Consider the following 13,000-nt stretch of genomic DNA (forward strand, 5'->3'; position numbering starts at 1 on the left):
ACGGGCGGCAGGGACTTGACCGAAGGGGCACGGCACCGTGTCGACCGTACATTCCTCGCCTGAGCGCGAGCTTCAACGTCCGACCGCACCGCCGGGGCCGCCGCCCGAGCCGACCACCGGTGGACGGTCCAGGCGCAACCCGCTCGTCCTGGCCGGGGGGCTGGCCCTGTCCTGGCTGGTGCCGACCGGGCTGGTCGCGCTGGACCTGGGCGTCCTGCTGCTGCCGCTGCTGCTGTTCTCCATAGCCGCCGTGCTCCGGGTCGGCGGCGTGCTGCTCGACCGGCTGTTCGTCGCCGGGCTGGTGCTCGCCGGTTCGGTGCTGACGTTCGGCCTGCTCTTCTCGCTCTGGCCGTGGGGCCTCTCGCCGGTCGCCACCAGCGGCCTGATGTTCAGCGTGGTGACGGTCGCCGCCTGGGCCGCCCGCCGCGGCCCGCGCCTGCCGCTGCGCTTCCGCTGGTCCGACCTGCTGGTCCTGGGCACCGGTTACGGCGTCTGGCACTACCTGTTCCACCCGATCGCGGGAACGTCGGCGGCCGAGCGGGTCGCGTACTTCGCCACGTCGGAGGACCGGCTCGCGCACTTCTCCTTCTTCTCCGGCATCCAGAACGTCGGCGGCTTCAACTTCCTCCACCAGGACGCGGCCCGGTCCTTCCTGATACCGCCGTCCGAGGTGACGTACCCGCAGGGCTCCCACTTCCTGCTGGCCTGGACGGACACCCTCGTCCACTCCGCCGCCGACTCCGGCGACATGCTCTACACCATGAACCGGTACTTCCTGTACCTGCTGGTGGGCTACGCGCTGTTCTGCGCCGCGCTGGTCTGGGCGGCCCGGTGGATCGGCGGGCCGCGGCTGCGCGGCTGGCGCTGCGCGGCGGTGTGCGCGACCGTCGGCGCGATCATGTTCGCGAGCAACTACATGGACCTGATGGTCCACGGCTTCGACTCGACCTTCATCGGGCTGCTGCTGATAGCACTCGCGCTGGCCGTGCTGATCCGGCCGGCGATGGGCACCACCGAGTTCGTGCTGGCCGCGTCGGCCGGGCTGATCACCGTCACCTACGCGTACAACATCTACGGCGCCTTCGTCGGCGTGGCACTGCTGGGCGCACTGGTGGCGCACCGGCGCGAGTTCGCCGGGCGCTGGTGGTGGACCGCCGGCGCGCTGGCGTGCGCGCTGGGCGTGGCCGCGCTCCCGAGCGTCCTGTCCGTGCTGGGCAACCTCGACGTGGCCAGTGCCTCGAACATGAACGGCCCGAGCGTCGGGGCCGACCGCTCCATACTCATCGGCGGCGGGCTGCTCGGCCTGCTGGCCGCGGTCATGCCGCGCAACCGCAGGACCGCCGTCGGCCAGGCGCACCTCGCGGTCCTGCTCGGCACCGGCGGGTTGCTCAGCGCCTTCGCCGCCTACCAGCTGCACACCATCGGCAAGTACTCGTACTACTTCCACAAGATGACGGCCGTGGGCGTCGTGGTCAGCCTGATATCCCTCGGCGCCGTCGGGGTCATGCTGCAGAGCCCGTACCGGGGGACGGGCCGCACGCTGCCGAACCGCCTCGGCGAGCTGGCGATGTCCGGCCTCGCCGTCGCCGCCGCGCTCAGCCTCTTCGCCAACGTGCAGTGGGGCTTCCTGACCACCAAGGACAACCCGTCCGCCTGGTCCGCCAACCCGCTGGTGGCCTGGGGACGCGGCGAGTTCAAGGGGGACATGGGCCCCAAGGGCGCGCAGGCGCTCGACATCTCCAGCAAGGGCCCGGTGATCGCGCTCTTCGCCAACGACGACTACAAGAACCTCAAGGCCACCTGGCTCGCCTCGCTGCTGAACCGGCGCGGGGGCGACATGACGGCGCTGTACGACATCCACTGGGTGTCCATCGGCGGCCCCCAGGTGAAGGAGGAGGACTACCAGAAGTCCCTGGGCCGCCTCAAGGGAGCCATCGACAAGCTCCCGGCCGCGCCCGTCCCGCCGACCGTCCTGACCGCCGACCCCTCCGTGGGCGACCGGATCAAGCGGGACCTGGCGGCGCAGGGTGTCACGGTGACGGTGCTGAGCGATCCTCAGAACCTTTGGACGGAGCCGTGGTCCCGTACCTTCCCGGGGGTCTGAGGGTGGGGGCCACCGTCATCGGACGTTCACGGCTACCCGCTACTATTCACAGCAATCGCACGGCCGGGCCGGCCTCGTGCGGAGACGTGTGGCAAGGTCGGCCGGTTAATTCGGTGATCATGTGATGAAGAACCCGATCGCCAAGCTGCTCGGGGTGCTACCCCCGGGGGCCCGGCTCGTGGTCGGTGGGACGGTCGTGCTCGGCGCCTCGGCGTACGTCTACATGGCGCTCGTGGGCTACAGCCTGGGCACGGCCGGTGCGGCCAGGGTGACGATGCTCTGGACGATCGTGATGTCCGTCGGGTGGGGTCTGTTCCAGCCCGTCGAACTGGAGCTGACGCGGCTGGTCGCCGCCCGCAAGGTGTCCGGGGCGGGGGCACTGCCCGCGGTACGGCGGATGCTGCTGCTCGCCCTGGCGATCCTGGCCGCGGCCTGCGCGGTGCTGGCCGCCGCCGCCGGCCCGATCGCCGACCAGCTGTTCGGCGGTGACCGGACCCTCGTGGTGGCCCTCGCCGGCGGCATGGCGGGCCTCGCGGTGAGCTCGGTCTCCCGCGGCGCGCTGGCCGGCCTCGGGCTGTTCGGCCCCTACGGCACCCAGCTGGCCGTCGACGGTGCCCTGCGCATCGGGCTGGCCGCGCTGACCGCCGTCCTCGGGCTGCACTCGGCGCTGGCCTTCGGCCTGATCCTGGTGGTCGCCCCGGTCGCCGCCTCACTGATCGGCCTGCGCGGCATCCTCGCCGACCGCGCCCCCGGGCCGGAGGTGTCCTGGCGCCAGCTCACCAGCGGGCTCGGCCTGCTGATCGGCTCCGTGATGCTCAGCCAGCTGGTGGTGAACGCGACCGTCGTCTGCGTGCGCCTGCTCGCTCCGAAGCACTCCGAGGCGTCCGACGCCCTGGTCTTCGCCCTCGGCCAGGCCGTGGTGATGGCCCGCGTGCCGCTCTTCGCCTACAGCGCCCTCCAGGCCTCCATGGTCTCCGCGCTCTCGGGTGCCACCGCGGCCGGCGACCACGCCGAGTTCCGCAAGGTGCTGACCCGTACCACGGCGATCGTCGCCGCCATGTGCATCGGCGGCGGGCTGCCGGTCATCGCGCTCGGCGCCTGGCTCAACCCGCTGCTCTTCAACGCCAAGGACCTGCTCAACCCGCTGGACTTCACCTGGCTCGTCCTCGGCACGCTCTGCTACGTCCTCGCGACGGTCTTCGGCCAGGCGCTGATGTCGAGCGCCCAGCACCGCCGACAGCTGGTGGGCTGGACGGCCGGTTCCGTAGCATTGGTTGCGGTCGCCCTCTCCCCGGGTGACGTCGGTCTCCGTGCCGAGCTCGCGTACCTGGCCGGCGCGCTGGTCAGCGCCGTCCTGATGCTGTGGGCGCTGTACCGCGCGTTCCCCTCCCGCCCCGCCGCCTCCGGGCACTCCGGGCTGGACAGCAGGAGCGCGGCCGAGCCGCTGCGGACCTCGTGACGGTGGGGGACCGGACTGTGATTGGCCGACGACGCCCGTGATCACCACCGACAGACAGACCGAGGCACGCGACGCCGTGCCGTTCGCCAAGCATGGAGCCCCTGTGTCCGACTATGACAACGTCTGGCTGGTGATCCCGGCCTACAACGAAGGCCAGGTGATCGCCGAGGTCGTGGAGGGGGCACGCAAGACCTTCCCCAACATCGTGGTGATCGACGACGGCTGCACCGACGACACGGCGAAGCACGTCATGACGACCGGCGCCCACCTGGTGCGGCACCCGGTCAACCTGGGCCAGGGCGCAGCGCTGCAGACCGGCCTGAAGTACGCGCTGGAGCAGGAGGGCGCCGAGTACTTCGCCACCTTCGACGCGGACGGCCAGCACCAGACCGCCGACGTGGAGAAGATGGTGGCGCTGCTGCGCCAGGACGAGGCCGACATCGTCCTCGGCTCCCGCTTCATCGAGCAGACCGGCCAGGTGCCGTGGATCAAGCGGGTCGTGCTCCGCACCGCCGCCGCGGTCAGCCCGACCGCCCGCAAGCTCAAGCTCACCGACGCGCACAACGGTCTGCGCGTGATGAACCGGGAGGCGGCCAGCCGCATCCGGATCACCATGAACGGCATGGCCCACGCCTCGGAGATCGTCTCCTTCCTCGCCGGCTCGGACCTCCGGGTTGCAGAGGTGCCGGTGGACATCCTCTACACCGACTACTCGCGCGCCAAGGGCCAGTCCCTGATCAACGGCGTGAACATCCTCTTCGACATCTCGCTGCGGGAGCGTAACCGCCGATGAATCACCTCTGGATCCAGCTGATCCTCGTCCTGGCCGCCGTGGGCATGGCCCTCCTGTTCGTCCGGCGCTGGGACGCCGCGAACACCCGGGCGTGGAAGCGCATCGCCTTCTCGCTCTTCGTCGTCGCCAACGTCATCGCGATCCTGTGGCCGGCCGGCGTGACCAAGCTGGCCACCGCGCTGGGCGTCGGCCGTGGCACGGACCTGGTGCTCTACCTGATGGTCATCGCCATGGGCTTCCTGACGCTCAACACCTACCTGCGCTTCCGGTCGCTGGAGAAGAAGCTCACCGACCTGGCCCGTACGGTCGCCATCACCGAGGGCGTCCGTCACAACAACGACCGCCTCGATGCTCCGGTCGGCTCCGACCACTGATCGCGCTCCACGCGACAGGGCACAGGGTTTGAGGGCCGGTACCCCCGACGGGGTGCCGGCCCTCAGCCGTGCGTGCGGGTGAGCGCGCCGCCGGAGAGGCCGGCGAACGGTCCCCTCGACCGTCGGCCACCGGGTCGAACGGTGACGCCCGTTCGTCCGTTGTCAAAGAGGGGGCGCCAATGCGTGCCGCCTTTTTGGGCTCCGGAAAATCCGGACATTACCGAGTTCATTCATCCCCCGGCCGCCCGGTGGACGTATTTCTGTGTGCCAGAATTTCCGATCGGCGGCCTCTGCGCACCCGCTTTCCGCCCCCCGGCGCCGGTGTGGGCCGACCGGCTGACGCACGGGCCCGGCAAAGCTGGTTGACTTGGGGCGCCCCGCTGGCCGCGGCCGGGCGGCACCGAAGCGTGATCCAGGACCAGGAGGTGCGGCGCCGTCATGAGCGTCGATTTCGTCATCCCGTACTACGGCGATCCGGAGTACCTGTTCGCCACCATCGACAGCATCCGGGCCCAGCACCAGCAGGACTGGCGGCTGACCGTCGTGGACGACCAGTACCCGGGCTTCCGGGCGCCCCAGTACATCGAGAGCCTGAACGACGAGCGGATCCGGTACATCCGCAACGCGGAGCGGCTGGGCCCCAACGGCAACACCTACAAGGCCTCCACCCTGGCCGAGCGCGAGTTCGTCTCGATGATGGGCGCCGACGACCTGCTGGAGCCCGACTACCTGGACGTCGTCCTGGAGCGCCTGCGGGCCGACCCGAACGCGATCGCGGTCCAGCCGGGCGTGCGGGTGATGGACAGCGACGGGACCCTGGTGCCCTCGCTCGGCATCGGCGACAAGGTCAAGCGCCGGATCAGCGCGCCGGCCCGCAAGGCCGGGGTGATCAGCGGCGAGGCCGCGGTGAAGAGCCTGCTGTCCGGCAACTGGCTGTACACGCCGTCGCTCACCTACCGCCAGTCCGCGCTGTCGAAGATCCCGTACCGCCCGGACATCGACGCCATCCACGACCTGGCGTTCATGGTCGACATGCTGATGGAGGGCGGCAACCTGCTGGTCGACGAGCGCGAGGTGTTCCGCTACCGGCGCCACCAGGCCAGCGACTCCTCGAACCGGGTCAAGGACGGCAAGCGCTTCGACGAGGAGCTGCGGTACTACTCGCTGATCTCCAAGGAACTGCGCGCCAAGGGCTGGACCAACGCCGCGCGCTCGGCCGACCTGCACCTCTCGTCCCGCCTGCACGCCCTGATGGTCGCCGCCGGCCGGCTCGGCGCGGGTGACTTCTCCCACGCCGGTGCCATGGTCGGCCGCGCGGTCCGCAGCAGCTGACCGGAGCGTGTCCGAGGGCGGTGCCGGCAGCCGGCCGGAGGCCCCCGGGTCACGGCGCCCCGAGGCGCCCGGCCGAATTCGACGGGGCGGGAGTAAGCGCTTCGGCCGGCCGCTGGGCTCTAGGTGGGTGAGGGGGTGCTCATGGGGAGCACCGACGCGACCGGGCGGATCCTGTTGAACCACCACGCCCAAGCCCCGATACGGCCGGAACGGGGTCCTTGCCCGAGGCTTCGGCTTCTGGTAGGCGCCCTATGATGGCCGCTGATCGCCGGTCCACTGAGCCATCCTTCGCCACTCATCGGACGTGGCCACTGCACGGAAGTGACTGACATGACTGATCTGGCCACCAGCCCGGTCGGCGGCTCCAGCAAGGAGTCGCTCGAACCGGAGGGCGCGATCGCGCCCCGCCCCGGACGGCTCGACGGCCTGCTGGAGCGCCCCTGGGCGGTCCGCTCGGCCGAGGCCCTGGTCTCGATCGTGGCGGCGTTCGGCTTCGCGCTGCTCTGCACCCGCATCGACGTCAACCCGCTGAACCGGGTGGGCCAGGTCAGCGGTCTGGCCATGCTCCAGAAGTACGCCGCCATCGTGGGCCTGCCCATCCTGGCGGTGCTGCTGTACGCCGCCTACCGGGGCAGCCTGGCCCGGTACCAGCTGGCCCAGCGGCTGGTCTGCGCGGCCGTCGCCGGACTGGCCACCGGCGCGGTCGCGGGCGGGATCGCGGTGGCGCTGAACGGCACCCAGTGGGGCCTCGGCGGTCAGGAGGGCGACCCGGGCAACCTCATGGGCATGGCCAACGACATGCTGCGCGGCAAGGGCCTGCCCGGCGTCTACCCGCCCGGCTTCCCGGCGCTGCTGGCGGTCTGGTCGAAGCTGTTCTACGGCGGCGTCGGCGGCGTCGGCTACGCCATGAAGGACGTCCAGCTGATCTGCAGCGCGCTGGTCGGCCCGATGGCGTACCTCTCCTGGCGGCTGATGCTGCGGCCGGTCTGGGCGCTGCTGATCGCCGTCCCGTCGGCGATCCTCTTCCTCGACCCGATCCGGCCGTACAGCCACGTCACGATGCTGGTCATGGTGCCGATGCTGGCCGCCGCCCTGCGGGAGCTCCGCCGGTCGCACGAGCTGTCCACCCGGTCCACGGTGCTGCGCGGCCTCGGCTTCGGCGTCTCGTTCGGCCTGATGTTCCTCTGGTACTCGGGCTGGTTCATCTGGGCCGCGCCCGGCGTCCTCGTCCTGACGCTGTTCGTCGTCCCGTGGCGCCAGGGCGCCGCCCGGATCAAGCGGGCGCTGCTGTTCCTCGGCGTGACGCTGGTGAGTGCCGGCGTGGTCGGCTCGCCGCTGCTGTACGAGCTGGTGCGGTTGGGCGCCCAGGCCAAGGACCGGTACGCGTACCTCTCGGTGTACATCGACCCGGCGTACATCATGGGCTGGGCCTCGGACCGCAACGGCGACCTGAACTACCACGACTTCCCGTTGCGCGGTGAGCTCGCCGGGCAGAGCGCCTACACCCTGCTGCTGCTCGCCGGGGTCGCGCTGGCGCTGGGCCTCGGGCTGCGCAGCATCACCGTCCGGACCGTGACGGCCACCCTGATCAGCGCCTGGCTGCTGCGCTTCTGGTTCGCCTCCCAGATGGCCCAGACGAAGTCCATCCAGCTGTACCCGCGGACGACCTGGATCATCCTCTACGCGTTGATGATCCTCGCGGTGCTCGGCCTGATGTTCCTCGTCCAGCGGGGCACCGGCTGGCTGCGCACGGTGCAGCGGGTTGGCACCGACGGGCGGCCGGCGCCGCTGACCCTGCGGCCCGCGGTCACCGGCCGGCTGGTCGCCGGCGCGGTCTGCGCGGTGGCGCTGTTCGCCACCATGGCGGCCTCCTGGTCGGCGGACCGCTACATGCCGACCACCAGGCCCGAGTTCGTGCCGGTCGCCGGGGCCAAGGGCATCGACATGGGCGCGGACGCCTGGCGCGCGCACATCCTGGTGAACCGCGACGGCAAGTGCCCGAAGTACGACCCGGCCGGGCCGACCGACTGCGCGCCGGTGAACAAGGAGCTCAAGGAGTACAACAACGAGCCCGACAAGGGCCAGCTGTGGTGCGCCAACGTGACCGGTGACGAGTGGGCGCTGACCTGCGGGAGCAAGCGACCCTGGTGACGCGGGTCCGCGGCGGTGGGCGCCGCGGTTGAGGACGGTCACCCGATCGGGGCCGGTGAGGGCGACCTCACCGGCCCCGATTGGCATCCGGGCTGCTCCATGTGGCAGTATGTCCAAGTTGCTCGGTTGAGTTGCCGATGCTGCGCGCCTCCCGCCGGGAGGACTGGAAGCGAGTCCCAGGTACTCGTCGTTCCCGTGATGGCCGTTAAGCGTGAAGTCGACGCCACGGCAGCTGCGGGGCGAAAGTACGGGAATCTTCCGGGAAGCGTATGCGGGGCCTCGACCCGGCCCCCCACCCCGAAATCTTGAAACCGACGAGTTGTTCGCCGGTTTTTTACAAGCGCGAGAGCGACACGCCCGAGCGCGGGGGTCGGAGGGTGGTCGTGCAGTGACTAAGGACAAAGGACTACTGAGTAGCCATGGCGGGACAGAAGATCCGCATCCGGCTCAAGGCCTACGACCACGAGGTCATCGATTCCTCGGCGAAGAAGATCGTCGAGACGGTGATCCGTACTGGTGCGCAGGTCGCGGGCCCGGTGCCGCTGCCCACTGAGAAGAACGTGTACTGCGTCATCCGCTCGCCGCACAAGTACAAGGACTCGCGCGAGCACTTCGAGATGCGTACTCACAAGCGTCTGATCGACATCCTCGACCCCACGCCGAAGACGGTTGACTCGCTCATGCGTCTCGACCTGCCGGCTGGCGTCGACATCGAGATCAAGCTCTGAGAGGCGCACCGAAGATGGCTAAGCAGATTAAGGGCATCCTGGGCGAGAAGCTCGGCATGACCCAGGTCTGGGACGAGAACAACCGGATCGTTCCGGTGACCGTCGTCAAGGCTGGGCCCAATGTCGTGACCCAGGTCCACACCGCTGACAGTCCGGCCGGCTACGACGCCGTCCAGATCGGCTTCGGCGAGATCGACCCCCGCAAGGTGAACAAGCCCCTCGCGGGCCACTTCGCCAAGGCCGGTGTCACCCCGCGCCGCCACCTGGTCGAGCTCCGTACCACGGACGCGTCCGAGTACACCCTCGGCCAGGAGATCACCGCGGAGCTGTTCGAGGCGGGTGTCAAGGTCGACGTGACCGGCACCTCCAAGGGCAAGGGCTTCGCCGGTGTCATGAAGCGCCACAACTTCCGGGGCCTCGGCGCCGGTCACGGTGTGCAGCGCAAGCACCGCTCGCCCGGCTCGATCGGTGGCTGCGCCACCCCGGGTCGCGTGTTCAAGGGCGTGAGGATGGCCGGCCGGATGGGCCACGAGCGTGTGACCACCCAGAACCTGACCATCCATGCCGTTGACGCGGAGAAGGGGCTGCTCCTGATCAAGGGCGCAATCCCGGGCCCGAACGGCGGCCTCGTCCTCGTCCGCACTGCGGCGAAGGGGCTGTGAGGATATGAGCACCATTGACATCCTGTCGCCCGCGGGCGACAAGACCGGCAGCCTCGAGCTGCCGGCCGAGATCTTCGACGCGAAGGTCAGCGTTCCGCTGATGCACCAGGTCGTCGTGGCGCAGCTCGCTGCGGCCCGTCAGGGCACCCACAAGACCAAGACTCGCGCCGAGGTCCGCGGTGGCGGCAAGAAGCCGTACCGCCAGAAGGGCACCGGCCGCGCCCGTCAGGGCTCGACCCGCGCCCCGCAGTTCGCCGGCGGTGGCGTCGTGCACGGTCCCGTGCCGCGCGACTACTCGCAGCGGACCCCGAAGAAGATGATCGCCGCCGCCCTGCGCGGTGCGCTCACCGACCGGGCCCGCCACAACCGCATCCACGTCGTCACCGACGTGATCGCGGCCGAGGCGCCGTCGACCAAGGCCGCCAAGGGTCTGTTCGGCAAGATCACCGAGCGCAAGAACATCCTCCTCGTCGTCGAGCGTGCCGACGAGCTGGGTCTGAAGAGCGCCCGCAACCTGCCGCACGTGCACATCCTGGACGCCGGTCAGCTGAACACCTACGACGTGCTCGTCTCCGACGATGTGGTCTTCACCCAGGCCGCCTTCGAGCGTTTCGTGGCGGGTCCCGCCGCGTCCGCCAAGGCCGTGGCTGCTGAGGGCGAGCTCGAAGGGAGCGCCGCCTGATGGCTGCAGAGATCACGAGCAAGACGTTCACGGACCCCCGTGACGTCCTGGTGAAGCCGGTCATCTCGGAGAAGAGCTACTCGCTCCTCGACGAGAACAAGTACACGTTCGTCGTGTCGCCCGGTGCCAACAAGACCCAGATCAAGCAGGCCGTCGAGGCGGTCTTCTCGGTCAAGGTCGAGTCCGTCAACACGCTCAACCGTCAGGGCAAGCGCAAGCGCTCCAAGACGGGCTTTGGCAAGCGCAAGGACACCAAGCGCGCCATCGTGACGCTGGCTGAGGGCAACCGCATCGACATCTTCGGTGGTCCGGTCTCCTAACGGAGATCGTGATCGTCGATAAGGACGAGGACGAGAGAGCCAAATGGGCATCCGCAAGTACAAGCCGACTACGCCGGGCCGTCGTGGCTCCAGCGTGGCCGACTTCGTAGAGATCACGCGGTCCACGCCGGAGAAGTCGCTGGTTCGCCCCCTGCACAGCAAGGGCGGCCGTAACAACGCCGGTCGGATCACCGTTCGCCACCAGGGTGGCGGTCACAAGCGCGCCTACCGCGTGATCGACTTCCGTCGTCACGACAAGGACGGCGTGCCGGCCAAGGTCGCGCACATCGAGTACGACCCGAACCGCACCGCGCGCATCGCGCTCCTGCACTACGCGGACGGCGAGAAGCGCTACATCATCGCGCCGCGCGGTATCGCGCAGGGTGACCGGATCGAGAACGGCGCTGGCGCCGACATCAAGCCGGGCAACAACCTGCCGCTTCGCAACATCCCGGTCGGTACCACCATCCACGCGGTGGAGCTGCGTCCCGGTGGCGGTGCCAAGATGGCCCGCTCCGCCGGTGCCGGCATCCAGCTGCTGGCGCGTGAGGGCAAGATGGCGCACCTGCGCATGCCCTCCGGTGAGATCCGCCTGGTGGACGCGCGCTGCCGCGCCACCGTCGGTGAGGTCGGCAACGCCGAGCAGTCGAACATCAACTGGGGCAAGGCCGGCCGCATGCGCTGGAAGGGCGTCCGCCCGACCGTGCGTGGTGTCGCCATGAACCCGATCGACCACCCGCACGGTGGTGGTGAGGGTAAGACCTCTGGTGGCCGCCACCCGGTCTCGCCGTGGGGCCAGAAGGAGGGTCGCACTCGTAGCCCGAAGAAGGCTTCGAACGCCCTCATCGTGCGCCGCCGCAAGACCAACAAGAAGCGCTAGGAGCAGGTCAGATGCCGCGCAGTCTCAAGAAGGGCCCCTTCATCGACGGCCACCTTCTCAAGAAGGTGGACGCGCAGAACGAGGCGGGTACCCAGAACGTCATCAAGACCTGGTCCCGTCGCTCCGTGATCTTCCCGGCCATGCTCGGCCACACGATCGCGGTGCACGATGGCCGTAAGCACGTCCCGGTGTTCGTCACCGAGTCGATGGTCGGCCACAAGCTCGGCGAGTTCGCGCCGACGCGTACCTTCCGCGGTCACGTCAAGGACGACCGCAAGTCGAAGCGTCGCTAGTCGCCAGCGAGATTACCGACTCAATGACTTACACCAGCAAGGGGACAACCATGGAAGCCAGGGCCCAGGCGCGGTACATCCGCGTCACGCCCATGAAGGCCCGCCGCGTGGTGGACCTCATCCGTGGCCTGCCGGCCACGGAGGCCCAGGCCGTCCTGCGTTTCGCTCCGCAGGCCGCCACCGTGCCCGTCGGCAAGGTGCTCGACAGCGCCATTGCCAACGCCGCGCACAACTACAACCACTCCAACGTGGACGACCTCGTCATCAGCGAGGCGTACGTTGACGAGGGCCCGACCCTGAAGCGGTTCCGTCCGCGTGCGCAGGGTCGTGCCTACCGGATCCGCAAGCGGACCAGCCACATCACCGTGGTCGTCAGCAGCAAGGAAGGGACCCGGTAATGGGCCAGAAGGTTAACCCGCACGGGTTCCGCCTCGGCATCAGCACGGACTTCAAGTCCCGCTGGTACGCCGACAAGCTGTACAAGGACTACGTCAAGGAAGACGTCGCCATTCGTCGCATGATGACGAAGGGCATGGAGCGCGCCGGCATCTCCAAGGTCGAGATCGAGCGCACCCGCGACCGCGTCCGCGTTGACATCCACACCGCTCGCCCCGGCATCGTCATCGGCCGCCGTGGCACCGAGGCCGACCGCATCCGCGGCGACCTCGAGAAGCTGACCGGCAAGCAGGTCCAGCTGAACATCCTCGAGGTCAAGAACCCCGAGCTGGACGCCCAGCTCGTGGCTCAGGGCGTCGCGGAGCAGCTGTCCTCCCGCGTCTCCTTCCGCCGCGCCATGCGCAAGTCGATGCAGGGCACCATGAAGTCCGGCGCCAAGGGCATCAAGGTCCAGTGCTCCGGTCGTCTCGGTGGCGCCGAGATGAGCCGTTCGGAGTTCTACCGCGAGGGCCGTGTGCCGCTGCACACCCTGCGCGCGAACGTCGACTACGGCTTCTTCGAGGCCAAGACGACCTTCGGCCGTATCGGCGTGAAGGTCTGGATCTACAAGGGCGACGTCAAGAACATCGCCGAGGTCCGCGCTGAGAACGCCGCTGCCCGCTCGGGCAACCGCCCGGCCCGTCCCGAGGGTGGTCGTCCCGCCCGCGGTGGCGAGCGCCGTGGTGGCGAGCGCGGTGGCCGCGGCCGTCGCCCCGCCGCGTCCGAGGCCCCCGCGGCCCCGGCCGCCGAGGCTCCGGCTGCCGAGAACACCGGAACGGAGGCCTGA

Annotated in this window: 14 protein-coding genes; all 14 read left to right on the forward strand. The window is 69.5% G+C overall.

What is annotated here, in order from left to right:
• Positions 1–37: 37 nt before the first annotated feature.
• The 14 genes from ACIO9K_RS16170 to rpsC all read left to right on the forward strand — a co-directional run bounded on the left by ACIO9K_RS16170 (position 38) and on the right by rpsC (position 13,000).
• On the forward strand, positions 38–2,104 hold the full coding sequence (locus tag ACIO9K_RS16170) for a hypothetical protein (protein ID WP_400330291.1): 2,067 nt from the start codon (positions 38–40) through the stop codon (positions 2,102–2,104).
• Positions 2,105–2,228: 124 nt separating this feature from the next.
• Positions 2,229–3,563 carry a hypothetical protein gene (locus ACIO9K_RS16175; RefSeq protein ID WP_400330294.1) on the forward strand — a complete coding sequence of 445 codons (1,335 nt, stop codon included), beginning with the start codon at positions 2,229–2,231 and terminating at the stop codon, positions 3,561–3,563.
• Positions 3,564–3,666: 103 nt separating this feature from the next.
• Complete coding sequence (locus ACIO9K_RS16180; protein WP_063348961.1) at positions 3,667–4,356, forward strand: glycosyltransferase family 2 protein; 690 nt, start codon at positions 3,667–3,669, stop codon at positions 4,354–4,356.
• Complete coding sequence (locus ACIO9K_RS16185; protein ID WP_063348962.1) at positions 4,353–4,730, forward strand: DUF2304 domain-containing protein; 378 nt, start codon at positions 4,353–4,355, stop codon at positions 4,728–4,730. The genes ACIO9K_RS16180 and ACIO9K_RS16185 overlap by 4 nt, the downstream gene beginning before the upstream one ends.
• Positions 4,731–5,168: 438 nt before the next feature.
• A complete protein-coding gene (locus ACIO9K_RS16190; protein WP_363580106.1) occupies positions 5,169–6,062 on the forward strand; it encodes a glycosyltransferase in 894 nt (297 codons plus the stop codon).
• A gap of 330 nt (positions 6,063–6,392) precedes the next feature.
• The gene (locus tag ACIO9K_RS16195; RefSeq protein ID WP_363617987.1) at positions 6,393–8,213 is read left to right on the forward strand and encodes a hypothetical protein; all 1,821 of its coding nucleotides are present in this window, start codon (positions 6,393–6,395) and stop codon (positions 8,211–8,213) included.
• A gap of 419 nt (positions 8,214–8,632) precedes the next feature.
• A complete protein-coding gene (gene rpsJ, locus ACIO9K_RS16200) occupies positions 8,633–8,941 on the forward strand; it encodes a 30S ribosomal protein S10 (RefSeq protein ID WP_012785157.1) in 309 nt (102 codons plus the stop codon).
• A 14-nt stretch (positions 8,942–8,955) separates the two neighbouring features.
• Entirely contained in the window at positions 8,956–9,603 is a 648-nt protein-coding gene (rplC, locus tag ACIO9K_RS16205; protein ID WP_327677876.1) for a 50S ribosomal protein L3, read from the forward strand.
• A 4-nt stretch (positions 9,604–9,607) separates the two neighbouring features.
• The gene (rplD, locus tag ACIO9K_RS16210; protein ID WP_363617989.1) at positions 9,608–10,285 is read left to right on the forward strand and encodes a 50S ribosomal protein L4; all 678 of its coding nucleotides are present in this window, start codon (positions 9,608–9,610) and stop codon (positions 10,283–10,285) included.
• The gene (gene rplW, locus ACIO9K_RS16215) at positions 10,285–10,605 is read left to right on the forward strand and encodes a 50S ribosomal protein L23 (protein ID WP_063348967.1); all 321 of its coding nucleotides are present in this window, start codon (positions 10,285–10,287) and stop codon (positions 10,603–10,605) included. The genes rplD and rplW overlap by 1 nt, the downstream gene beginning before the upstream one ends.
• A 43-nt stretch (positions 10,606–10,648) precedes the next feature.
• A complete protein-coding gene (gene rplB, locus ACIO9K_RS16220; protein ID WP_063348968.1) occupies positions 10,649–11,485 on the forward strand; it encodes a 50S ribosomal protein L2 in 837 nt (278 codons plus the stop codon).
• Positions 11,486–11,496: 11 nt separating this feature from the next.
• Positions 11,497–11,778, forward strand: coding sequence for a 30S ribosomal protein S19 (gene rpsS / locus ACIO9K_RS16225; protein ID WP_030055821.1), 282 nt, complete (start codon positions 11,497–11,499; stop codon positions 11,776–11,778).
• A gap of 50 nt (positions 11,779–11,828) precedes the next feature.
• Entirely contained in the window at positions 11,829–12,176 is a 348-nt protein-coding gene (gene rplV, locus ACIO9K_RS16230) for a 50S ribosomal protein L22 (RefSeq protein WP_030055822.1), read from the forward strand.
• Complete coding sequence (gene rpsC / locus ACIO9K_RS16235; protein ID WP_350877110.1) at positions 12,176–13,000, forward strand: 30S ribosomal protein S3; 825 nt, start codon at positions 12,176–12,178, stop codon at positions 12,998–13,000. Before rplV ends, rpsC begins: the two co-directional genes overlap by 1 nt.

The organism is Kitasatospora sp. NPDC087271 (genome assembly GCF_044744605.1).
Classification (GTDB): Bacteria; Actinomycetota; Actinomycetes; order Streptomycetales; family Streptomycetaceae; genus Kitasatospora.

Bases quoted from the DNA above. Each gene is read 5' to 3' on its own strand.
- ACIO9K_RS16175 (WP_400330294.1), top strand. From the start codon at position 2,229: ATGAAGAACCCGATCGCCAAGCTGCTCGGGGTGCTACCCCCGGGGGCC.
- ACIO9K_RS16185 (WP_063348962.1), top strand. From the start codon at position 4,353: ATGAATCACCTCTGGATCCAGCTGATCCTCGTCCTGGCCGCCGTGGGC.
- ACIO9K_RS16190 (WP_363580106.1), top strand. From the start codon at position 5,169: ATGAGCGTCGATTTCGTCATCCCGTACTACGGCGATCCGGAGTACCTG.
- ACIO9K_RS16195 (WP_363617987.1), top strand. From the start codon at position 6,393: ATGACTGATCTGGCCACCAGCCCGGTCGGCGGCTCCAGCAAGGAGTCG.
- rpsJ (WP_012785157.1), top strand. From the start codon at position 8,633: ATGGCGGGACAGAAGATCCGCATCCGGCTCAAGGCCTACGACCACGAG.
- rplC (WP_327677876.1), top strand. From the start codon at position 8,956: ATGGCTAAGCAGATTAAGGGCATCCTGGGCGAGAAGCTCGGCATGACC.
- rplD (WP_363617989.1), top strand. From the start codon at position 9,608: ATGAGCACCATTGACATCCTGTCGCCCGCGGGCGACAAGACCGGCAGC.
- rplW (WP_063348967.1), top strand. From the start codon at position 10,285: ATGGCTGCAGAGATCACGAGCAAGACGTTCACGGACCCCCGTGACGTC.
- rplB (WP_063348968.1), top strand. From the start codon at position 10,649: ATGGGCATCCGCAAGTACAAGCCGACTACGCCGGGCCGTCGTGGCTCC.
- rpsS (WP_030055821.1), top strand. From the start codon at position 11,497: ATGCCGCGCAGTCTCAAGAAGGGCCCCTTCATCGACGGCCACCTTCTC.
- rplV (WP_030055822.1), top strand. From the start codon at position 11,829: ATGGAAGCCAGGGCCCAGGCGCGGTACATCCGCGTCACGCCCATGAAG.
- rpsC (WP_350877110.1), top strand. From the start codon at position 12,176: ATGGGCCAGAAGGTTAACCCGCACGGGTTCCGCCTCGGCATCAGCACG.